19 protein-coding genes and 2 pseudogenes are annotated in these 21,583 nt (G+C 54.9%); 19 read left to right on the top strand and 2 right to left on the bottom strand.

Translation table 11 applies throughout. From position 1 onward, the window contains the following. Positions 1–7: 7 nt before the first annotated feature. The 3 genes from repC (at position 8) to FGD77_RS00685 (ending at position 1,928) form a co-directional block, all read left to right on the top strand. Complete coding sequence (gene repC, locus FGD77_RS00695; protein ID WP_255005518.1) at positions 8–1,291, top strand: plasmid replication protein RepC; 1,284 nt, start codon at positions 8–10, stop codon at positions 1,289–1,291. 105 nt (positions 1,292–1,396) lie between these two features. Continuing rightward, a complete protein-coding gene (locus tag FGD77_RS00690) occupies positions 1,397–1,639 on the top strand; it encodes a type II toxin-antitoxin system ParD family antitoxin (RefSeq protein WP_108693229.1) in 243 nt (80 codons plus the stop codon). Then, positions 1,629–1,928 carry a type II toxin-antitoxin system RelE/ParE family toxin gene (locus FGD77_RS00685; RefSeq protein WP_243405172.1) on the top strand — a complete coding sequence of 100 codons (300 nt, stop codon included), beginning with the start codon at positions 1,629–1,631 and terminating at the stop codon, positions 1,926–1,928. Before FGD77_RS00690 ends, FGD77_RS00685 begins: the two co-directional genes overlap by 11 nt. A gap of 14 nt (positions 1,929–1,942) precedes the next feature. On the opposite strand, the gene FGD77_RS00680 is transcribed toward FGD77_RS00685, so the two are convergent. Beyond that, positions 1,943–3,052: a tyrosine-type recombinase/integrase gene (locus FGD77_RS00680; protein ID WP_108693230.1), complete on the bottom strand. Its 1,110-nt coding sequence runs from the start codon at positions 3,050–3,052 to the stop codon at positions 1,943–1,945. Between the two features lie 156 nt (positions 3,053–3,208). Between FGD77_RS00680 and FGD77_RS00675 the strand changes: the two genes are divergently transcribed. The 12 genes and pseudogenes from FGD77_RS00675 to FGD77_RS00620 all read left to right on the top strand — a co-directional run bounded on the left by FGD77_RS00675 (position 3,209) and on the right by FGD77_RS00620 (position 18,803). After that, a complete protein-coding gene (locus tag FGD77_RS00675) occupies positions 3,209–4,183 on the top strand; it encodes a DUF1403 family protein (protein WP_108693231.1) in 975 nt (324 codons plus the stop codon). A 2-nt stretch (positions 4,184–4,185) separates the two neighbouring features. Next, the gene (locus FGD77_RS00670) at positions 4,186–4,770 is read left to right on the top strand and encodes an SMC-Scp complex subunit ScpB (RefSeq protein ID WP_108693232.1); all 585 of its coding nucleotides are present in this window, start codon (positions 4,186–4,188) and stop codon (positions 4,768–4,770) included. Between the two features lie 164 nt (positions 4,771–4,934). Continuing rightward, positions 4,935–6,221 (top strand): ATP-binding protein, encoded by a 1,287-nt coding sequence (locus tag FGD77_RS00665; RefSeq protein WP_108693233.1) that lies wholly within the window; start codon positions 4,935–4,937, stop codon positions 6,219–6,221. Positions 6,222–6,285: 64 nt separating this feature from the next. Next, positions 6,286–8,898 (top strand): TerB N-terminal domain-containing protein, encoded by a 2,613-nt coding sequence (locus FGD77_RS00660; protein WP_243405173.1) that lies wholly within the window; start codon positions 6,286–6,288, stop codon positions 8,896–8,898. Then, positions 8,891–10,198 (top strand): ATP-binding protein, encoded by a 1,308-nt coding sequence (locus FGD77_RS00655; protein WP_108693235.1) that lies wholly within the window; start codon positions 8,891–8,893, stop codon positions 10,196–10,198. The genes FGD77_RS00660 and FGD77_RS00655 overlap by 8 nt, the downstream gene beginning before the upstream one ends. 9 nt (positions 10,199–10,207) lie before the next feature. Beyond that, positions 10,208–12,382 (top strand): DEAD/DEAH box helicase, encoded by a 2,175-nt coding sequence (locus FGD77_RS00650; RefSeq protein ID WP_108693236.1) that lies wholly within the window; start codon positions 10,208–10,210, stop codon positions 12,380–12,382. Positions 12,383–12,742: 360 nt separating this feature from the next. Then, positions 12,743–13,867 (top strand): carbohydrate kinase family protein, encoded by a 1,125-nt coding sequence (locus FGD77_RS00645; RefSeq protein ID WP_165802937.1) that lies wholly within the window; start codon positions 12,743–12,745, stop codon positions 13,865–13,867. 85 nt (positions 13,868–13,952) lie between these two features. Then, complete coding sequence (locus FGD77_RS00640; protein WP_165802938.1) at positions 13,953–15,383, top strand: toll/interleukin-1 receptor domain-containing protein; 1,431 nt, start codon at positions 13,953–13,955, stop codon at positions 15,381–15,383. A gap of 209 nt (positions 15,384–15,592) precedes the next feature. Beyond that, a pseudogene (locus FGD77_RS00635) lies at positions 15,593–16,949 on the top strand (IS1380-like element IS1247 family transposase). A gap of 337 nt (positions 16,950–17,286) precedes the next feature. Then, positions 17,287–17,748 carry a hypothetical protein gene (locus tag FGD77_RS00630; protein WP_255005512.1) on the top strand — a complete coding sequence of 154 codons (462 nt, stop codon included), beginning with the start codon at positions 17,287–17,289 and terminating at the stop codon, positions 17,746–17,748. Next, the gene (locus tag FGD77_RS00625; RefSeq protein WP_108693240.1) at positions 17,745–18,335 is read left to right on the top strand and encodes a 7-cyano-7-deazaguanine synthase; all 591 of its coding nucleotides are present in this window, start codon (positions 17,745–17,747) and stop codon (positions 18,333–18,335) included. The genes FGD77_RS00630 and FGD77_RS00625 overlap by 4 nt, the downstream gene beginning before the upstream one ends. Continuing rightward, a complete protein-coding gene (locus FGD77_RS00620) occupies positions 18,336–18,803 on the top strand; it encodes a TIR domain-containing protein (RefSeq protein ID WP_108693241.1) in 468 nt (155 codons plus the stop codon). A gap of 2 nt (positions 18,804–18,805) precedes the next feature. Here FGD77_RS00620 and FGD77_RS22220 read toward each other — a convergent pair whose 3' ends face one another. Continuing rightward, positions 18,806–19,126, bottom strand: coding sequence for a TIR domain-containing protein (locus tag FGD77_RS22220; protein ID WP_108693242.1), 321 nt, complete (start codon positions 19,124–19,126; stop codon positions 18,806–18,808). A gap of 97 nt (positions 19,127–19,223) precedes the next feature. Between FGD77_RS22220 and FGD77_RS00615 the strand changes: the two are divergent. The 4 genes and pseudogenes from FGD77_RS00615 to FGD77_RS00600 all read left to right on the top strand — a co-directional run. After that, a pseudogene (locus FGD77_RS00615) lies at positions 19,224–19,733 on the top strand (transposase); the annotation flags it as partial. Between the two features lie 295 nt (positions 19,734–20,028). Continuing rightward, positions 20,029–20,316 carry a hypothetical protein gene (locus FGD77_RS00610; RefSeq protein ID WP_255005508.1) on the top strand — a complete coding sequence of 96 codons (288 nt, stop codon included), beginning with the start codon at positions 20,029–20,031 and terminating at the stop codon, positions 20,314–20,316. A gap of 20 nt (positions 20,317–20,336) precedes the next feature. Further along, the gene (locus FGD77_RS00605; protein ID WP_108693502.1) at positions 20,337–20,570 is read left to right on the top strand and encodes a WGR domain-containing protein; all 234 of its coding nucleotides are present in this window, start codon (positions 20,337–20,339) and stop codon (positions 20,568–20,570) included. Between the two features lie 305 nt (positions 20,571–20,875). Beyond that, the gene (locus tag FGD77_RS00600; RefSeq protein ID WP_108693473.1) at positions 20,876–21,541 is read left to right on the top strand and encodes a L,D-transpeptidase; all 666 of its coding nucleotides are present in this window, start codon (positions 20,876–20,878) and stop codon (positions 21,539–21,541) included. The last annotated feature ends 42 nt before the right edge of the window (positions 21,542–21,583 follow it).

Here is a 21,583-nt window from a genome sequence, read left to right as displayed (position 1 = left end):
TACAGGCATGAAACATACAGGTTGGCGCAAGCCGACACCGGGTCTTGGGGTTGCAGAGCAACTTGCGCAAGCCGGTGAACGGGTCAGTGTGTCAAAATCAAAGGCTTTTGTGGCCGTAAAGCGTGTGGGTGCACACATAGGGCTTAAAGCGAGCGATATGATGCTCCTCGACACGCTTGGGGCCTTCACACAAGCTCAGGACTGGGAGGGGGGCAGGCGGCCGATCGTGTGGGCGTCCAACGCCTACCTGATGGAGCAGACGGGGTTTTCGCTCTCTGCGCTCAAGCGCCACGCACGCCGCCTCGCAGAGGCGGGCATCATTGCCTTCCAGGATAGCTCCAATGGCAAGCGCTGGGGACGCAGGGACGCGGATGGCGTGATCATCGAGGCTTACGGCTTTGATCTGTCACCCATGTCGGCCCGTGTCGAAGAATTCGAGCATCTCCACGCCGAGCTTCAGGCTGAACGCGCGTTGTGCCAGCGCCTGAAGCGTCAGATCACAATCGCACGCCGGATGATCCGCGCCCGGATCGATGCGGCGCTCAGCGGCGCACTGAAGGGCCCTTGGGGCGTCTTCACTGACATGTTTGAGGACCTTCTGGGCAGGCTCCCGCGTCGCCACGAGGCCTCCGAGACACTTGAATGCCTTCTGGACTGGTTCAGGAAGCTTCAAGAGCGCGTCGAAGCATCGTTCCTCAAGGCAGCTGCGATGGATGAAGTTGTGGATAACAGCTCCGCAACGAATGAACAGACATCTAGAAAGACTCAAGATATGAACCCCATGGAGGTCATTTCCGACCCTCATATACTAACTACAAAACAACTTATTCCTGTAATTAGTAAGTCCTCAGAAAATGAGAACGCGGCGGCCGTGGTGCCAAATGCGCCACCGGAAGAGCGTGTTGATCAGGAGCTGGAAGACTGGGTGGCTGAAACCCGCAAAAAGCGGGGAACAGCGCTTGATCTGCAGACAGTCATGCAGGCTTGTCCCGAATTCGCATCCTGGGCGCACAATATGGGAGGATATCTGAAAGATTGGGGCGATCTTTACCGCGTCGCAGGCCAGCTCCGACCTATGATCGGCATTTCAGAGCACGCCTGGCACGTTGCCCAGGATCGATTGGGCAAGCAAGTGGCGACAGCGGCGCTTGTGCTCGTGTTCGACAAGCATTGCGCCGGCGAGGTGGCCTCACCTGGGGGATATCTGCGTGGTATGGTTGAGAAGGCCGGGGCAGGGGAGCTGCATCTTGAGCGCAGCTTCTACGGTCGCTTGAGTGGAGTGGCGGCGTGAGATCATGAGAAGATTATGTCCTTCGCGTCGCTTTCGGTCTGCGGAGAGTGGAAGGATCTTGATATTTGGCAATCTTTGCCATAGGTTTTCATAAGGAGGCTCATCATGGTGACAATGAATGTATCTCTCCCGGAGCAGATGAAATCTTGGGTGGAGCAACAGACCGAAGGTGGTCGGTTTGCCAACTCAAGCGATTACGTGCGCGATCTTATCCGCCGCGATCAGGAGCGGGGTATGGTGATAGCGGAGCTTCAGTCCGCAATTGATGCTGGGCTGGAGAGCGGTCCGGCCGCGCCATTCGATCCCACGGCGTTTAAGCAGAAGATGCATTCCACACGTGGCCCGTAGCTACGTTCTTCGACCGCTTGCTGAACAGGACCTTGCTGACATCTGGACCGACGGCGCGGATCATTGGGGCATTGCGCAGGCCGACCGCTACTTCGACGGGATGGTTGAGCTATTTGATCTCTTGAGCGAACAGCCCGAGATAGCCCGCTTGCGAAAAGAGTTCAGACCGCCCGTTCGGATACACATCTACGGATCCCACATTTTTGTTTTCGAGACCGTCGAGACCGGGATCGCCGTTATCCGTGTTCTTCATCAACGACGGGATATCCTGGCGTTACTTGGTGACTGAAGAGGGCAGGGGGCTTATAGCCCCGCAGCCTTGGTCAGATTCACGCGGAACCGATCACGGCGGCGTTGGTAGCGGCGTGTCATCTCGGCGGACGCGTGGCCGAGGTGCTTCTGGACGTATCGTTCGTCGACTTCCGCGCTGCTGGCAAGACCAGCCCGCAGCGAGTGGCCGGAGAACAAGGCGAGGCGCTCTTTTTCGGGGAGGTCGGACCGGATGCCAGCATCCAGCACTGTTTGCTTGATCAAACGGGCGACGTGTTTGTCACTGAGCCGCGCCTCCAGTGCCTTCGTGCCATCACGGGACGTGCGGACGAACAGAGGCCCAAATTCGATCCTGGCAAAGTGCAGCCATTGTTCCAGTGCGTGGACCGGGCAGGTCTGGTCGCTGGAGCCACGGCCAATCTCGACTTCGCGCCAGCCAGTCTTGGCGTTTAGCGTGAGCAGGGCACCCCCTCCATTCTTGTCGCCCATGATCTCGATCCAGCCGCCGCTGTCGGGCGTGTCGTCCTTGTGGACGTCCAGGCCGACGATCTCCGAGCGCCTGAGGCCGCCAGCATAGCCCAGAAGCAGAATCGCCCGGTCGCGCAAGTCCCGCAGGTCGAAACCCAGGGTGGCCACCATGGCGAGAATGTCATCACGCAGGATCGCTTCCTTCTGAACCGGCGGCCGCGCGTGCTTGCGCTTGATCCCGGCCAGCACGGTGGCGATGTGGCGGTTCTTGCGATCAAGACTGAAGCCGCGTTGTTGATAGTGCCAGGCGAGGCCCGAGAGACGCCGTTCGATGGTCGTGACCGTTGTTGTTGAGGCCTTGCCAACTGGCGCAGCCAGGTCCGCCAGATAGAGTCCGATCATTTCGGGAGAGGGGGGCAGGGGATCGGTGCCCTTGATCCGGCACCATCGCCCAAAGTGTTTCCAGTCGGCAGCGTAAGCCTTGTTGGTGTTTTCGGCCGTGGAGGCTTTGGCGTAGTCGCGCGCGGTGTCGACAAGACGATCGAGGGTGCCCGAGCCCGCGACATGCGCGGGCAGGGCGATCCCATCGCTTTGTTCTTGATCTCCCTCGTCGTCCTGAGCAATACTAAATGCACCAGTGGTTGATGAAGTCGGTTTCTCGTCCTCTGAGGTCATTTTCCAGTGAATCCAGCAATGAAATTGAACTGCTTCCCAGCATATCTTTTCATGTCCGATAATGCAACATTATTGGACGTAAGAGAGAACTGTAAGGCGGGGCGGTTAGCGCAGTATTTTCTGGAGTAAAGCGCCGCGTGGGTTTAGGCTTTCGGGATGAAGCAAGCCGCTAAACCCACTCTGAGCGCTACCAAGAGCATACAGCTGCTACCCCGCTGGATCACCCTCCCGCAGGACGATACCCCTGAAACTGTTGCGTTTTTATCGGGCGCTGCGTTAGCGATGCTAGATGTGGTGCTGCGCGACCCGGGCGGCACATTGCCTGCGCCGTTGTTGCGGGACCGGTTGGCAATGGATGCGGCTGTAGCCTGCCTGAGATTGGAAGGTCGCAGTGACTCTGCATCCGATATCCGGGATGCGGTGTGTTTGGCGCGGCCAGTGCGACTGGTGCGGCCAGAGCGACTGGGGCGGGCAGGGGATGCCTATGGGCCTGCTGGAGACATGTTTGTGGCATGGCGCAGGTTGGCGCGGGTGAACTTGGCCGCGGGTGGGTGGACAGACCGTGTCAGGACGGTGCTGCCTGCCGCGGTGGCGGACGCGATGCCGGATTTTGGCGCCCCTCCAGGACCGCCGGTTGCACAGGCAAGCCGGATACTGGCGGACGTGCTGCGACAGTTTCCCCGCGAGGAAGCGGCGGCATTGATGTTGGCGGATCTCACGCTGGCCCGCGCGGTTGGGTGGGATCGGCCCATGCCGTTATTGGCGGCGCATCTGCCGCGCAAGGATATCCGAGCGATCGCGGACGGGGCAGGCGATCCGGGTCCTCGTGTGCATCTGGCAATGATTGCGGCCTGCGATGGGGCCATTCGCAAGGCTGCGGATCTGGATCGCCGCGTCGCGAAGTTGCGGGCCGTTGCGCCGACACTGCGGGCCAAGGGATCGGATGAGGCGTTGGCTCTGTTCTTGAGCCATGATGCAGTGTCGCCATCGGGGATGTTGTCTCCGATGATACAAGGCACGGCGGTCCCGATGACAGACCGTGCGGCACGGCGGCTCTGTGATCGGCTGGTGGAATTGGGCGTTGTGCGCGAACTCACCGGGCGCGCGACGTTCCGGCTCTACGGGGTGTGAACATGACCAAGGAAACGCCCGAGTTAGACACTGAATTGGAAGACCTGCCGCCGGACCTGCGGTGGCGGGAATGGATGGGCCGCATTGAGGCGGTGATTTTTGCCAGTGCGGCACCGGTGCGCGCTGCGGATCTGGCGCGCGTTGTGGGGCAGGGGGCATCGGTTGATCTGTTGATTGAGGATATCAAAGCGGAACTGGCCGGTCGTCCCTATGAGCTGGTCGTGGTTGGCGATGGCTGGATGATGCGCACGCGGGTGCGATTTGCAGGAGCGATACGCGCGGCGGCGGATGTGCGCGACCAGCTGGTCGACTTGAATGAATTCGAAGTCGCTGTGCTCGCGTCGATTGCCTATCACCAGCCACTGACCCGCGATGGGTTGAAGGATATTTTCGGCAAAGATATCAACCGCGATCTAATCGCACGTCTGCGAGCGCAAGAGTTGATCACCCCCGGACCGCGCAGCCCGCGGGCCGGGGCACCCTATACCTATGTGACGACGCAGAAGTTCTTGGTGGTGTTCGGGATGGAAAGCCTCCGCGACTTGCCTGATCACGAAGGGTTACAGGATGCTGGTCTGGCGAGTTGACACGCAGAAGCTCATGTAGTGTGCAAATGGTGAGCTTCCTAATGAGCAAATGGTGAAGCTTCTAGTAGACAAATGGTGGACATTCTAATATGCAATCTGTGGTAAGGAACCAGACCCCTCACACGGTATGTTTTCCACAAAGCTCGAAAGGGAAGCTCCGATCCATGAGTGATACAGAAGACTACCTGCCAAGACACCTCGTTCCAGAGCTTGAAGATGCAATCGCATCAGCACGTGTGGTTAACCTCATAGGCCCGAGGCAGGTCGGCAAGACGACACTTGTAAGAGACTTGTTTGGCAATGGCCGTTTTATCACTTTGGATGACGCTGCAGTCTTGGCCGCCATTGAATCGGACCCAGAAGGGCAGCTCGCCAGTCTGATGGAAGACCTAGACCGCGCACCGCTTATCATTGATGAGGCTCAGCGGTCTAAAAAGCTGGCTCTGGCAGTTAAGAGGGTTGTGGATACCAATCGGCGCAAAGGGCAGTTTGTCCTTACCGGATCCTCCAACGTGTTTACGACCACTGACGTAGCTGACTCGCTTGCGGGCAGGATGCGCACACTTAAGCTCTGGCCCTTGTCAGTCGCCGAAGTCAAAAGAGCACCTGTCAGCCGCCTAATGGATTGGGCGATGCAAAAAGACCCGAAGCTAGGGCAAGTGGTTGATCCAGAGCCGGTCAGCCGAAGTGACTACATTGATCTTATTCTGGAAGGTGGCTTTCCTGAAACCAGAACGCTGCCACTCAGATCCCGTCAGCGGCAGTATCGGGACTATATCGACGCGGTCGTTGAGCGCGATGTGGCAGATATCACGCCGGTTCGGAAGCCAGATGCCCTGCGTATCCTGATAGACCAGATGGCGGCACGGTCGGCTCAAGAGATCAACGCGTCCGAACTCGCCAAACTGACCAAGCTGCAGCGCGCTACGGTCGAACAATATCTAGATATCCTGATACGGTTATCAATGCTCACCAAGCTGGGTGCCTGGACATCGGGTGAGGGCAAGCGGGAAATCAAGAACCCAAAATATCACTTCGCAGATTCAGGCATAGCCTGTGCCTTGCGCCGCTTCACTGAAGATACCTTTACCATCGACAACAATCCGCAAGCCCTCGGCGGTCTGCTTGAGAGCTTCGTTTTGAACGAGATCCAGCGTGCCGTCCCGATGCAGGCCGCTGACTATCGGCTCTATCACTGGCGCAGTGCGGACCAGCGGGAGATTGACATCCTGATCGACGGCGGCAGCCATCTGGTCTGTGTCGAGGTCAAAGCTTCTGCATCAGTCAGCGGAGATGATTTCAAACACCTCAAATGGTTCTCAAAAGACGGACCCGGTCGTAGTCGGGCATGTACCGGCATCGTGTTCTATTTGGGTCAGGAAAAACTCACCTTTGGTGATAGAAATTTTGCACTCCCCGTGAGCGCCCTGTGGAGTGACATCAATGCTTAAGCCTTTGCATCCTAGGACCTGCCTTGGTCTGCTCTCATCGTGACGCGGACCGAGAGCGTAGTTATTGAAAGTCGCAGAGATTTTCGCTGCTACTTTAGCGATAGTGATTGCATCGCAAATCACGCAATCTAGTGTGTTCCGAAAGAGGGTTTCGTTAATGGCATCAATTCTAAAGTTTTTTCGAGTTTTATTTTTTTTCGCGATTTATTTTTTGATGTGCATGGTGGCCGTAGTGACTGTGTTGCAAGGCTGGCCCGTTGGCGGTCAAATGCTCTTTGCCTTTGGGTTGCCTATCTTGCTTGTGTGGTTGCAAGAGCGCAGAAGGGCACGGAAGGCGCTCAGCAAGCCGGATACGATTGAAGATAAAAAACAGCGTAGCCATTCACCCAACATCGCGCCGCGCATTTCCGATAAAGAGATTGTCCGCAAACCTCCGATGAGCGCTGAGAAACCAGCCGCATCTCCCCAACTGCCGCCTGAATTTCCAAAACAGGATCACGCTGAAATTGTGCGTGCTGGCCAGTCTGCGGCACCAGCACTTTCCGCCATTGCAACGCAGTATGAAAACGCGCGGCCAAAAGGACAAAAGACGCAAACGAATTCACGTAGGAGTGGCTGGATATCTGCGGCAGAGACAGCGACCGTTGCTGGACGAGATATCGGTGGAATGGTTTATGTCGGCACGCCGCCATTGCTCAATCAGCACGGCTATCAAGACAAATGCAGAGCATTCATTGACCCGTCTCTTTCTGTCGCTAGGACAGGGGACGATAGGGCAGGGGAGGGTATGTCGTACTGGCCTGGGTACTCCGATATTTCAGCACGAAGCAGGGCTACCTATCTTGAGTGGTTGGCAAGTGGCCGTTCTGACCCATCCTATGATCCGGGTTACATTTTTTTGTATTTTTACGGGTTAGAGCGGCGATTTTTCGTCGACCAATCCAACGCTGATGCAAAGGATATCATCGCGGAAGTTCGGAGATTGATTTCTCTTTATCCTGAAAACCATTCGGTGAAACGATACTTGGGTGAATTTCTTGATATCGCGACACTTGCCGAAACTGAGTTTGAGGCGCTGGAGCCGACCTTTGAACGCCAGGGTTGGGAGCTTCCATTTTCGTTGAAGTATGCGATTGGCGCGCGTCTCGATAAGGGAGAAAACCTGAGCGCAGACTGGGTCCTGAGCTGGTTGATTTGCCATCCAGAGAGCCATTTACGCACGCCCGCTACGCGCTGTCGTGAAGAGTTTCTGGCGTTGTTCAAGATGAGGTTCGACGATCGCTTTCCCAATGGGCTAAAGGTCAGCAAGCCGCGCAAACACCTCAAAGCAACGTATCGCGCAGCCTCAAGCGAGTTCGAGGGGACACTCAACCCAACAGCCGACGGCAAACCCGTTCCAGATATCTCCGGATTGCGAAAGCCGGTCGAGATTGCGCAGGAAGTCGCGGACGAAGTCATAGACGGCCTTGATAAGCTGAGCCGCTATCTTGGTCGGAACCCCGAGGGTCGCGGAAGCATCGAAGCGCATGCCCTCTTGCCACTAGATCTGTGGACCCTGTTCCCATCGACAGAAATGGAAGCGCTGAAAGAGTGGGCGAGGGGGATCATGAAGAGCGGCGGACTTATTCCGCTGGCCGACGTGATCGAAAAGCTCGAAGGACAGCGCAGCACGAAAATTGGCAAGCGACAGCTAACAGGGGCGGCAGATGCTTTGGCGCGTCTTGGATTTGGGCTGGCACCTGATCCACGCTTTGCACTGCGTTCCCCGAAACCGGAAGAGCCTGTGGTCTTGTTTGATCTCGGCGAGCAGATCGAAAAGCTGGAAGATGTTTCGGCAAGTTATCAGACTGCGTTGATGGAGTTAGCTCTTGCCTCGTTTGTCGCCCATGCTGATGGGCGTATCGCCGAAGCTGAACGCAAAGCGTTGGAGGCTCAAGTTGCATCTGTTGAGGGGCTGAGTGAGCAGGAGCGCCACCGGCTTCAGGCAAATATGGTATGGTTCCTTGCTGTGCCGCCTGACATGACGCTGCTGCGCCGCAAACTCAAAGATGTTGGTGTGGAAGACCAAATGGCGATGCGTGCGGCCTTGGTGGGTGCGGCACACGCCGATGGTGTCATCCAATCCGAAGAAGTCGCCAGTATTGAGAAGGTGTACAAGGCATTGGGTCTTGATCCGTCGCTTGCGTATTCAGACCTGCACGCTGGAGAAATTGCGGATGCACCACGCACTGTTCGCGCGGCCCAGCCGGGCAATTCTGGAGAGGCCATTCCTGAGCTACAAAAGGCAACCGGGCCAGTGCTGGATGCATCGCGGATCGCGGCTATTAGATCAGATACGGCGCGGGTGTCTTCTGTCCTTGGACAGATATTTGAAGCCGAGGAAGAAGCAGAAGAGGGCAGGGACTCCAAGGATGTAACGCTGTTTGCTGGGCTAGATGCAAAACATGGGGCACTGCTGTTGGATTTGGTGGGCCAAGAGAACTGGACCGAGGACGCATTCGAGCAGCTTTGCGGAAAGCATGGATTGATGCCGTCAGGTGCATTGGAGGCCGTAAACGAGTGGGCCTTTGAGACTCATGATGAAGCCTTGCTGGACGAGTATGATGGATATGACGTGTCTCCGGAGATTGCGGATGCGGTAAAACAAAAATTGGAAGGGGAGGGGCGTCATGTCTAAATTGAAGCCACGTGAACGCGATGCAATTGTTCAGGCTTTGCGGGCGGGGGTCGTGCCAAAACTGGGCCTGCGTCATATTCAGGTAGGACGCGTTCGCGAGATCGAAGAACTTGTGAAGGACATGGAACGTATCGCGGACGGCGGCTCAGCCATCCGTTTCGTTATCGGGGAGTATGGATCAGGCAAAACCTTCTTTATGAACCTGATCCGTTTGGTGGCTTTGGAAAAAGGGCTAGTGGTGATGTTCGCTGATCTTGCCCCTGATAGACGTATTCACGCGACGGGAGGTCAGGCACGTGGCCTCTACGCAGAGATGGCGCGCAACCTGTCGACGCGCACAAAGCCCGACGGCGGTGCATTGGCCAGTGTGGTTGAACGGTTTGTCAGCCAAGCCCACCGAGACGCCGAGGAAAAAGATGTGCCGACTGGCACCATTATCCGTGAGCGTCTGAGCCATTTCGAAGAACTCACTGGCGGTTTTGAATTTGCAGAGGTCATTCGCCGGTATTGGGAAGGCCATGAGAACGGGGATGACGAGCTTAAGTCTGCTGCTCTGCGCTGGCTTAGGGGAGAATTTGCAACCCGCACGGATGCGCGCAAAGCACTTGGCGTGCGCACGATCGTCGATGATGCGAGCGTTTACGATCATCTCAAGCTGATGTCGGCATTTGTGTGCGAGGCGGGTTACAAAGGGCTGCTTGTCGGCCTTGATGAAATGGTGAACCTGTTCAAGCTCACATCGTCCCAAGCACGCAATGCGAACTACGAGCAGATTCTGCGGATTTTGAATGACGTGCTTCAGGGCAGTGCCGAGAACCTTGGCTTTTTGATGGGGGGCACGCCAGAGTTTTTGATGAGCACGCGCCGTGGGCTTTATAGTTACGAAGCCCTGCAATCGCGGCTGACAGAAAACACCTTCGCCCGGGATGGTTTGGTCGATCTGTCAGGGCCTGTTGTCCGGCTTGCAAGCCTGACGCCGGAAGATCTGTTTGTTCTGTTGGCCAATGTCAGACGCGTGATGCAAGACGATGAAACGGCTTTGCCGGATACAGCGCTGGAAGCCTTTATGAACCATTGCTCAGACCGGATTGGAGAGGCCTATTTCAGGACGCCACGCAATACTGTCACGGCTTTTGTGAACTTGCTGTCCGTGCTGGAACAAAACCCAGGTGTTGAATGGAGTGACCTGATCGAAAAGATCGACGTCTCAGAAGACCTGGGCGAGGACATGAGCGAGGTGGAGGAAACTACTGGTGCTCAGCCAAGTGGTGACGATGATCTGATAAGCTTCAAGCTCTGAGCCCTGAGGATGAGCAGCGCCTTTGACCAACTTGCACGCCCCGTCCAGAAGTGGATCAGACAGCAGGGGTGGCGTGAGTTGCGCGATATTCAGGCGCGCGCAATTCGGACTATTTGCGAAAATGAGAACGACCTCATCGTTGCCGCATCAACGGCCGGTGGTAAAACGGAAGCTGCATTTTTTCCGTTGATCTCTCAGGTACTGGACACACCGGCTGAAGGCGGCGGGTTCGACGTGCTGTACATCGGGCCACTCAAGGCGCTGATCACGGATCAGGCAGGGCGGTTGGAAGGCATCTGTCATGAGGCGGAACTTCCAGTGGTGCCGTGGCACGGCGATGTCTCGCAATCGGTCAAAACGCGCGCGATGAAAAACCCCAAAGGGATTTTGCTGATCACGCCAGAGTCGCTTGAGGCGTTGTTCGTCCGTCGGGGCTTGGAGATTTCGCGCTTGTTCGGGGCGACCCGCGCGGTGGTTATAGATGAGTTGCACACCGTGCTCGACAGTGAGCGCGGGGTGCAATTGCGGTCCCTGCTGACACGTCTTGAGCTGGCGCTCAAAAGGCCCATTCGCCGGATTGGACTATCTGCGACGCTTGGAGATATGGACCTAGCCCGCGCTTATCTGCGGCCTGACAATGCGGAAAACGTCATATTGATCGAAGCAGAGGGCGGAGAAGCGGAACTGAAACTACAGCTGCGTGGATATCTTTCCGGTGGAGAAGACGACAACACCCCATCTGCCACAGGCGCTGTCGCAGCGCATTTGTTCGAGCATCTACGCGGAAGCGACAATCTTGTGTTTGCCGGTGCCCGTCAACGTGTTGAAATTTACGCTGACCGACTGCGCAATCTTTGCGAGCAAGACCATCTTCCCCAAGAGTTTTATCCGCACCATGCCAGCCTTTCACGCGATCACCGTGATTTTGTCGAACGCCGCCTTAAAGATAACAGCAAACCGACCACGGCTGTCTGCACATCCACTTTAGAGTTGGGTATCGATATCGGTGATGTGACCTGTGTCGCCCAAATCGGCGCACCCTTCACCGTTGCAGCCCTTCGGCAGCGATTAGGACGTTCAGGACGTCGGGAGGGTCAGCCAGCAATCCTTCGACAATATGCGGTAGAAACGAGGCTCACCTCGGATAGCAGCTTTGTGGATCGTCTGAGGCTGGGGTTGATCCGGTCCATCGCGATGATCGACCTTCTGCTGGAAGGCTGGTGCGAACCACCCAAGCCGCAAGCGCTGCATCTGTCTACACTTGTCCATCAAATCCTTTCAGTGATTGCGCAGCGGGGAGGGGCCCCGGCAAATATTTTATACAGCGTACTGTGTCGCGAAGGACCGTTTCGCCAAGTCAGTACAGCGGTGTTCACTGAGGTGCTGCGTGCGCTTGGTAATCCTGAAACGGGCTTGATAGAGCAAACGGACGGTGGGTTGTTACTGTTGGGGCAAGCCGGGGAACGGCTGGTTGAGCATTATAGCTTTTATGCGGTGTTCAAGACGCCCGAGGAATTCCGTCTGGTCTCAAACGGGCGAGATCTTGGGACACTACCGATTGACAACATCCTTTCACCTGGGATGATGCTCATCTTTTCTGGACGCCGTTGGCTGGTTCAAGAGATCCATGATCGTGAGAAGGTTATCATGGTCAAACCGGCCAAAGCAGGTGTGCCACCTGTGTTCGGTGGCGATCCGGGTGAGATTCATGACAAGGTGATCGAGCGCATGTTCGATGTGCTGGAAGCTGATAACAGTCCTCTCTACATGGACGTAAATTCGCTCGAAATGCTTGAAGAGGCGCGGCTGAACTACGCTCAGATGGGGTTTACGGATGCGTCCCTTGTCAATTTGGGTGAAGAAACCTCAATCATCGCAACAAAAGTAGGAACAATGAAAACGGCAACGTTCGCGCTTGCGCTGAGAGGGTTTGGGTTTTCAGTCGAACAATATGATGGCTTCCTTCAAGTGGAAGCAGGTGACGAAACCCCGCCGATATCTGTAATGCTCAAGAGAATTGGAGGCGGCGAGGACGTTGACCTGTTTGCAGGCGCAGGAAATCTGCTGACTGAGAAATTTCACCCGTATTTGACACGCGGATTGTTGGAGTTAGATGCGATTTCATCGAGGCTTGAACCCCAGAACCTTGCAAGTGTTGTCGCGAACCTTGCTTTGAAGCAATAAGGCAGGAAGCGAATCTTTCGCAACAATTTGCATGGAGGTCCGTCATGCGCGGCTTTATGTATCAAATCGCCCTATTTGGACCCATAGGCGCTGACGTCAGACAGTCTGGCGATAGCTGGAGCATTCATCGGACGAGAATGCAATTGCCCGTGTTTCGCTATCTGCTCAGCCTTTGTGCCAAAAATTATAATGTCGCTTCCAGCGCAGAATCGGATACATCTTGAGACCACTAAAACGTGAGGTGTTGATAGAACGCATGCAATTGATTGCACCGAGTAGATATCGCGGGCAAGTTGGGCGAATGTACTCCAGCGCAGCACACCAAACAGAATGTCCCCATCCTGCATATGTGATAAAATCATGCATGTTGTAGGAGGTGTCTATCAAGAAGTGTGTCTGCGACCCGCGTGGAATGCCTTGTTTGGGTCGGGTGGTCGAGCAGCAATGTCAATAGCAGCGCTTTCAGATGAAGTCGTGCTGCATTGCTACTTTGAAGATGCTAGCAGTCTCCCCCTTGACTCATACAGGGACCACGGTATCCAACTTTCATTGACAAGGCGTGACTCTGGTATCGCTTTTGCATATTTCCATCCGCTCTCTGCTCCACATCTTCATCCCCCAATATCTATTCAACACGAACCGATCCAAGTCAGAGGTGAGGCGGTGCTCCGTTTTGGATTTATCGAGGGTGATGCGATCGTCTCAGCCAAGCGAGCCGTCTTTGATCCTCAAGGGACAAAGGAAATTCAAGATTTTTTTTCCAACGGGTCGAGTGCCGAGCAATTGGCGCTTGTACTCAACGAAGCAGAACTGAATCTTAGAGCTTCAGGAGCGACACTTATCGAGACGGCCGGGGAGATTATTCGTCGAAAGCAGGCGAACGTTGTTGTTATCAAAAGAGGAATTCGTGGAGCGACCGTAGTCGACGCACTTGAGCGAAGCTTCGACGTCCCATCATTTCGATCTCCGACCGTCTTCAAGATCGGTACAGGTGATGTATTCTCTGCACTTTTTGCTTTTTTCTGGGCGAAGCAAGGCCAAGAACCTGAAACGGCTGCATACCGAGCATCTGCAGGTGTAGCAATTTACGCGGATACCAAGCGATTGCCCTTGAGGAGCACAGCACACGACTACAACCCTGTGACCGGACCGACCCGAGGGCGGGTCCAAGTTGTTGGAGCGCGCGATACTCTCGGTCGCCACTATGTATTTGAGGAAGCTAAACATCGTTTGCGCGAGCTTGGCGTCGCCATCCAAGGGGATCTCGCAACGGGAAGAAGCGAAAGACCATCTGCTATTCTCATAATTGCGGATGGCCTAAGTCAAGAGGCTGTTCAAACCATCCTTGCTTCGCATAAAAATATTCCAGTAGTACTACTTGATGAAGTACAAGCTGGGGAGGGCCTTAGTAATTTGCATGTCGAATGTACCGTAAGTGATTTCACGACGGCCTTGTATCACGCTGCCTGGGCGACTATGGTTTGAAATGATGTAAAGCCAACCGCCTTGCTTTGTGAGGTCGTGAAACGTAGCGCGCCAACAGCTTATTTTTTCGAAAGAGATTCAACTTTTGGCTGACCTTGTACTTATCTACGGCAGCGAAGATAAAAACATCGCAAAGAAGCTCGTGAAGCACTTAGAGACTCGATGGAGCGTTTGGTGGGACGAGTACATCAAAGAGCGCTTCGCAGAAGAAATAAATCAGGAGATTCAGTCGGCAAGTTGCGTCATTGTGCTATGGTCAAAGACGTCAATAAAAAAAGATACTGTTCGCGACGATGTTCAACTGGCCAAGGATCACAAGGTTTGCATTGTTGGGGTTACACTCGATGACAGTAAGCCAGCCTACGGTTTCGGAGGATATAGTTCAACTTCGTTTTCCAGCTGGGACGGTAAAGCCGATCATCAAAAATATGAGGCTTTATTTTCACGTTTACTATCAGTGCTACCATCGCCTCAAGCCCCTGATCGACCGATAAACATTGCCAACGGTCGCCTTCAACTGCCGACACTTTTTCTTTCAGTTTCTTCCTTTGAGACACAATTGGTACCAGATCAGGCAGTCAAAGCGCTAACTATCGCCAAAGCACCTGCCATATTAGTTTCAGCTTGGGATCTAGTAGAGCGCCGGGAGCCCGCGTCTTTAATTAGTGAGCTGAGAGCGTTTCGTGAGACGGGAGGTTTTGTTTTGCTCGACTCAGGAAACTATGAATCATCTCGGCTGATGATGCACGAATGGGAACCAGAAGACCTCGCGCAGGCTTTAAGACACGACCTGCATGATTGGGTTTTCTGTTTCGACAAACTGGCTCACTTCAACTTCGATAAAGACACAACACCGGAGGGAATCTCCGACAAAATTGTTAACATGGCCAAGCGAGATCAGGGTTTCACCAACGCGCCGATTTTACCTGTCGTCCACGCACCACCGTCACCAAATTCAGGTTATCAATTCGAGCTCATTCCTGAAATTACGAGAGTTGTAGCTGAGGCGCTTCAACCTCAGTTGATTGGCATCCCCGAACGGGAATTGGGAGCTGGTATAGTTCAGCGCGTCAAGACTATGCGTGCCATACGTAAAGAGTTGGACACTTTGTCATTCTATCAGCCAGTGCATCTATTGGGGACAGGCAATCCTTGGACAGTCGCCATTATGGCTGCTGCGGGTGCTGACACATTCGACGGGCTCGAGTGGTGTCGGACAGTAGTAGATCACGAAAATGATCGTTTGAACCATTTTCAACATTTCGATCTTTTCGCATGGCAAGCTGAACTTTCCAGTTCAATCGTCGTCCAGGAGGCACTTAAGGAAGGCTCGGGTGTGGATTATTCCGGAAAAGTCGCCTTTCACAATCTTGAGTATTTCTTAGATTTTGAAATCAAACTGCGCGAGGCTGCTAGCAAGGGTCGATTGGAAAGTTTTGTGGGCGCGCGCTTGGGCAAAGCGGCGGTTCAAGTTTTGCATGAAGCAGCACCAGAATTGTTCGACCATGATCTATAGGGCTGACCAAATCCAAGCCGCTGTGGCTAGCATCTGTCCAGAGATAAGGCGGAGAATTGAGTGTACCGTTCCTGCCGTCAGCGAGCGCGCCCTATGGTGGGACCTGTCATCTTGTCCCACATTTCCCAAGTAAGGCGCTGATTTCGCTGTCCTGACCATTATATTTCCTATATAAAACATGGTGTTGAAGGCTGCGAGGGGCGCGTTTCATGGATCACCCAGAGGGTGCGGGCTTGCAACGGGCAGATCGGGTGGATTTCGACCCTCGCGTGCGGCTGGAATTTCGCGGCACGCAGCTCAGTTCCGACGGCGGCCTTCTGGTGATGCGCGAGCTTGATGACGCGCTCGGGTTGTCCGATTTGGCGTCAGCGGCGCTGCGCGATACTCGCTCTGGCAAGAACACGGTCCATCGGCTCGACGGCCTGTTCCGGCAATCAGTCTTTGGGCGGCTGGCCGGATACGAGGATGTCAACGACGCCAACCGTCTCGCCTGCGATCCGGTCATGCGCCAAGTTGTCGGCGGCAGAGCGGTCGATGCACAAGCGGCCTCGGCATCGCAGATGGGACGGTTCGAGACCGAGACGCTGGCTCTGGCCGGGAACCGTGCCGCGCTGGCCGACCTGAACGGGCAATGGATCGACCGGTTCCATGACCGTAACGGGCTGAAGTACATCGTTCTGGACATGGACAGCTCGGTCAGCCCGACCCATGGCGACCAGGAAGGGTCCGCCTGGAATGGCCATTTCGACTGTAGCTGCTATCACCCCAACTTTCTGTTCAACCAGTTCGGGATGCTGGAACGCTGCGCCCTGCGCCATGGCAACGTCCACAGCGCCGATGGCTGGCGTGATGTTCTCGACCCCGTCATTGCGCGCTACGCGGAGCGCGACCTTGGTGGCAGGTTCTTCCGGGCCGATGCTGCCTACGCGATCCCGGCGATCTATGAGCGATTGGAAGAAGCGCGGTTCTTCTACGCCATCCGGCTGCCCGCAAACGCGGTCCTCAAGGACAAGATCGCGCATCGGCTAACGCGCCCTGTCGGGCGTACCGTCACTGACCAAGGTCAAGCGGTTCTTCGAGGAATTCGAGTATCAGGCGGCGTCCTGGGACAAGGAACGCCGGGTGATCGCCAAGATCGAATGGCATCCGGGCGAACTGTTCCCGCGTGTCGGCTTCATCGTCACCAACCTGCCGATGGAGCCGGACTGGGTGGTGCGGTTCTACAACCAGCGCGGCACCGCCGAGCAGCACATCAAAGAGGGCAAATACGCCTTTCGCTGGACGCGGCTGTCGTGCCGGAAGTTCCGCGACAATGAGGTGCGGCTGCAACTGCACGCCCTGGCGTACAACCTGGCCACCTTCTTGCGCTGCATCGAGCTGCCCGAGGCCATGGCCGACTGGTCGTTGACCAGCCTGCAACTGAAGCTGATCAAGATCGGGGCACGTGTGGTCCGTCACGCCCGCACCATCACCTTCCAGCTGGCCGAGGTCGCTGTCACCGGCACGATGGTACGCGCCATCCTCGCCGCTATCCGCCGATTGCGAGCGCCACCGCTATGCGCATGATCGCGATCCACGCTCAAACTGAACGAAAGCGGCTGGACAGATCTGTCCGCTGCGCTGAAAAACGCCGCCCCTGGGCAAGGAAACAGCGGCTTCGCGGTCTGATCCGTCCAGATCCAGCAGTCTGCGCGACCGCAGGTGCCGCTTGCGGCAGAAAATCCTTGTCTAGCGCTCGGATACAGGCGATCTTCACCTCAAACGACACGCCACTTGGGGAATGCAGGCTTGTATTCTTAGCAGTCAAGTCCCTTACCCGCTTGCCGCAGCCGTAGCGGACGTACTCGACAGATCTGAGTTGCTCCTAACCCAAAAAGCGCACACTCAGCGGGAGAAATATATTTTGGAAATTCTGAGCGAACCGGTCAACGTTCAGGGTAGATTGCGGAAGTATAGGTTTCCATCGGCCAAGGCATCTCAGCTTGCTATGACACATAAGCAAATACATAAAACGCGCGACAGTCTTTCGGAATTGCTTGAAGAGTTTACGACAGCAGAGGATGCTAGAAAATGGCTGGTCGACAACGCACCTGGCCTTGGCCCAAAACAAGCTAGCATGTTTCTCAGAAATGTTGGGCTAAGCTACGACCTTGCGATCTTGGATCGCCATGTCTTGGAATACATGGAACTTTTAGGTTTGAACTCGGCACATAGTCGCTCTGTGCAATCAATTTCAGGCTATGTCGACACGGAAGTTGTATTACGCGCGCATGCCAGAGACTCAGATTGCCCAGTCGGTATCCTAGATTGGGCCATATGGATCGTGATGCGTGTAATTAAGCAGCCAAAGGAAAAGCTGATATGAGTGTTGTGACATTAGTGTCAGGAGGCCTTGACTCCAGTCTTGTTGCCCTTCTCGCCAAAGAAGAAGGGCTCGAGCAATTTCCACTTTTTGTGGACTATGGACAAAGGGCTCGGGATAAAGAGCTAGATGCCTGCCGCAGAGTGTTGGCGCGGCTTGATCTTCCTGCGCCGGAAGTTGCCGGCCTTGGAGGGTTCGGTTCACTTATCCGTTCAGGACTGACCGATCCAACATTGCGTGTGTTGGAGGATGCATTTACGCCGGGGCGCAACATGCTGTTCCTGTTAGTCGCCGCTAGCTATGCGTTTCAAAGAGATGCGGATGCTGTCTCGATAGGGCTACTTCACGAGGATGCTAGCCTATTTCCTGACCAAACTGATGCCTTCCTAAAAGATGCAGAAGCCATAATTGGACGCTGCATGGGTAGGGAAATTCGAGTTCTTGCGCCACTGTCGGCCTTCCATAAAATCGATGTCGTCGCGCTAGCTCAAGCGAAGGGCATCATTGGCACCTATTCATGCCATTTGGGTCTGGATGATGCCTGCGGAGCTTGCATTGCGTGCAACGAATTCAATTTCGAGGAGGCTTAGATGGGAGGTGGTGGTGGTGGCGGTTGGAACCGTCTTGGTGATGTTAGTTCACTAGAGCAGAAAGCCCGTGAAGCGCTCGCTGGCGGCAAAAAGAATGTTTTCATCAGCTTCGCTGCGGAAGACATGAATGAAGTGAATTTGCTACGTGCTCAGGCCAAGAACGACAACAGTGACATCGAGTTTAACGATCACTCGGTAAGGGCTCCCTATGATAGCAAACGAGCTGAATACATAAGAGAAAAAATCTCTGAACGAATAAAACGATGTTCAACAACCGTCGTATATCTATCCGATTCAACAGCTCAAAGTCGGTGGGTGAAGTGGGAAGTTGAGCAGAGCCTAAAGCTGGGGAAAGCAGTTATTGCTGTTCATGCGGGAGAAAAGTACTCTGGAAAGAAACCGGAGTGGCTACAAAAGAATGGGATTAAGGCTGTTCCCTGGGCCAAGTTGGCAGCAAAGCTAAAATGAGCTTATTCCCACTGACGATATAGACCATCGTTAAAGTGTCTTGCGCCGCCTGCCTTTGTTTGTAGATCAAGTCCTTTGAATTCGCCAGGCCAATTCAAAATCGCATGCTGAATGGGTCGAAGCTTGAATGGAACGTGTACCACGCACTTGTCACGTATAATGGGCGGGCAGAGTTCATCCTGAAAACGACTATTATTCAGATTGACGGCAATGATTGGAAGCTCGAGTTCAATAGCTAAATCTATCTCCCATCTGACGAACTTATACAGGTTCTTTGTTTTCTCCCCAATTAGAATAAGTAGTCCGCCCTGAATAACTCCCATCTATCTGAATTATATCGGAAAAATGGCGATTTTGTTGGGCAAGTCTCGCAAGGTTTTGTATTCTGGCAATAGAAACCCTGCAAATTTGAGCCACGATATGAAGCCCAAAACGCCGCCTTCTGAACAGGATGATCTCTTCCGCGCCCGATTGGCCGAGATGATCGACATGCGCCACGAACTGGTGAAGCTCGCTGAACTGATTGACTGGGAAACCTTCGATCGTGAATGGGGCGGGTTCTTTCCGTCCCACACCGGTCGCCCGGCAACACCGCCGCGGCTGGTGGCGGGGCTGCTGTATCTCCAGCATGCCTTTGCCCTTTCCGACGAAGGCGTCGTGGCGCGGTGGGCAGAAAATCCTTACTGGCAGCACTTCTGCGGCGAGACATTCTTTCAGCACCGCCTGCCGATCGACCCCTCGTCGATGACACGTTGGCGCAATCGTATCGGTGAGGAAGGCGTGGAGTGGCTGCTAACCGAGACGATTAGGGCCGGACAGCGTGCTGGGGTGGTAAAGGGTAAAGATCTCAAGCGGGTGACTGTTGATACCACAGTCATGGAGAAGAATATCGCCCATCCGACGGACGCCCGGCTGTATGAAACCGCGCGCCGCTGTCGTGGCTGATCGCCTTTGTCCGCAAGGCCAAACCCAAGTTTGAGTCGGCACCGAAAGCGCCGCCAAAACCAATCGCACCAACCCCACCTTGCGCCGATCCGGTAATCCTCATGGCAAGGCCAGCGCCCTTTGCAAACAAAGCATTTCACGAAAGCGACCTTCGGAAGGCTATCGGGAAAGATGCCTATGACCAACGTGTTGCTGCAATCCAAAAGACCTACGGCGCGAACCATTTTGCAGCTAAACTGGCCATTCACGGACAGGCTGTCAAAGAAGGGATAATCAGACCATGAAACCTCTTTCGATCATCATCGCGGCGCTGACTATCCTTGGCCCAGGTGTTGCCAACGCTGAATGGTGTGATCCACCAATCGCACCCGAGCTGACCGACATGGAGTTGGCAAAGGAGTTTCGCGACGAGTTTTATGACGAGTTTAACCAGTATTTTCGTGACGCTTCGCAATACACTGCCTGCCTCGATGCCGAGCGCGCTCGCGTATGGGAGGAAATGCGCATCACAGGCCAGAGATACGAGCGGTTTCTAACCGATAGCAAGACCTGGAACAAAGACGAGTGACCGGCGCAGACCAAATCGAAATGTTCCCCACGGCTCTGCGCTTGCTTCGCACAGACCCTGACCGCAAAACCCGCCGGTTTTTCCTTTTGACAGTGCAGCGCGACCTTTTCGGCTGCGCGTTTCTTGTCCGAGAATGGGGATATGCTGGCACGTCAAGAAGGGTATCTTATCGTCTGTTCCGCGATGAGGGGTGTGCAGTTGACGCGCTTGCGGAGGACGCCAAACGCATGAAAAACCAAGGCTATCAGATGTAAACGCCATAACCATAGTTATGTATATTATATGGCGTGGGATCGTTGGCGCAACGGCGATACCTGCAATTTTCACTATACCTATTGGGTTTGATGAAAATAGACAATCTTGCAAAGCTAAGATCACCTTTCGGCATGCTCTATGTGTGCCAATCATAGCCAAACGATAAAACGATCAATATAGAAGCTGGCCAAGCAACAACCTCAACAGAAACCCCTTGAAGCTCTAGTTGGTGGAGGTCCTAAGACACACCAAACGCCGTTTCTTGTACTGCGGCCTTCGCCTAACAGAGTTGGAAAAATATACTATGCTGTCAAGACGCCATTTCGTGATGACTACTGCCGCCCTTTTCTCTGCGCCGATTGCCAGCCCGGTCTTCGCAAACACTTGGCCGACCGAAGCGCAAAAGGCTGCTTGGGACGCACAGGTGACGCCGCCCGGATTCAACCTGGAGACTTCCAATCCTTGGGGCCTGCAACCGCGTTTTCTCCCCACTCGCGTAGTCGCGAACGACGGGCTCGTGCCGGGAGACATCCATGTGGATGCTGTGGCTCGCTATCTCTACCACATCGAAAAAGGCGGCACAGCGATGCGCTATGGCGTGGCAATTGCGCGCGGAAAGCTCTACGAACCGGGCACTTACACGATCAAGCGCAAGGTTCGCTGGCCGCACTGGCAGCCGACCCGGAACATGATTGATCGCGATCCGGAACTCTACGTTGACGTCGCCGATGGCATGGAGCCCGGTCCGGAAAACGCCTTGGGATCGCGCGCCTTTTATCTTTTCGTCGGCGACCGGGATACCTATCTACGGATCCATGGCACGCCGCATGCGAGAAGCATCGGCGGTCTTGCGAGTTCCGGCTGCGTGCGAATGGTCATGGCGCACATCAACGAACTCTACCCCAACGTAGAAATTGGCTCTACAGCATTTCTTTACTCAGCGCAGGACAGCGTCAGCCCGCGAAGCTAAGCGATGCGCGCGCGCTCCGGGGGCCGCCCATGTGATCTACCG

Origin of the sequence: Roseovarius sp. M141 (assembly GCF_024355225.1) — a bacterium.
Lineage (GTDB): Bacteria > Pseudomonadota > Alphaproteobacteria > Rhodobacterales > Rhodobacteraceae > Roseovarius.
This window is presented reverse-complemented; position numbering and strand designations above follow the sequence as displayed.

Bases quoted from the DNA above. Each gene is read 5' to 3' on its own strand.
- repC (WP_255005518.1), top strand. From the start codon at position 8: ATGAAACATACAGGTTGGCGCAAGCCGACACCGGGTCTTGGGGTTGCA.
- FGD77_RS00690 (WP_108693229.1), top strand. From the start codon at position 1,397: ATGGTGACAATGAATGTATCTCTCCCGGAGCAGATGAAATCTTGGGTG.
- FGD77_RS00680 (WP_108693230.1), bottom strand. From the start codon at position 3,052: ATGACCTCAGAGGACGAGAAACCGACTTCATCAACCACTGGTGCATTT.
- FGD77_RS00675 (WP_108693231.1), top strand. From the start codon at position 3,209: ATGAAGCAAGCCGCTAAACCCACTCTGAGCGCTACCAAGAGCATACAG.
- FGD77_RS00670 (WP_108693232.1), top strand. From the start codon at position 4,186: ATGACCAAGGAAACGCCCGAGTTAGACACTGAATTGGAAGACCTGCCG.
- FGD77_RS00665 (WP_108693233.1), top strand. From the start codon at position 4,935: ATGAGTGATACAGAAGACTACCTGCCAAGACACCTCGTTCCAGAGCTT.
- FGD77_RS00655 (WP_108693235.1), top strand. From the start codon at position 8,891: ATGTCTAAATTGAAGCCACGTGAACGCGATGCAATTGTTCAGGCTTTG.
- FGD77_RS00650 (WP_108693236.1), top strand. From the start codon at position 10,208: ATGAGCAGCGCCTTTGACCAACTTGCACGCCCCGTCCAGAAGTGGATC.
- FGD77_RS00645 (WP_165802937.1), top strand. From the start codon at position 12,743: ATGCATGTTGTAGGAGGTGTCTATCAAGAAGTGTGTCTGCGACCCGCG.
- FGD77_RS00625 (WP_108693240.1), top strand. From the start codon at position 17,745: ATGAGTGTTGTGACATTAGTGTCAGGAGGCCTTGACTCCAGTCTTGTT.
- FGD77_RS00620 (WP_108693241.1), top strand. From the start codon at position 18,336: ATGGGAGGTGGTGGTGGTGGCGGTTGGAACCGTCTTGGTGATGTTAGT.
- FGD77_RS22220 (WP_108693242.1), bottom strand. From the start codon at position 19,126: ATGGGAGTTATTCAGGGCGGACTACTTATTCTAATTGGGGAGAAAACA.
- FGD77_RS00610 (WP_255005508.1), top strand. From the start codon at position 20,029: ATGAAACCTCTTTCGATCATCATCGCGGCGCTGACTATCCTTGGCCCA.
- FGD77_RS00605 (WP_108693502.1), top strand. From the start codon at position 20,337: ATGTTCCCCACGGCTCTGCGCTTGCTTCGCACAGACCCTGACCGCAAA.
- FGD77_RS00600 (WP_108693473.1), top strand. From the start codon at position 20,876: ATGCTGTCAAGACGCCATTTCGTGATGACTACTGCCGCCCTTTTCTCT.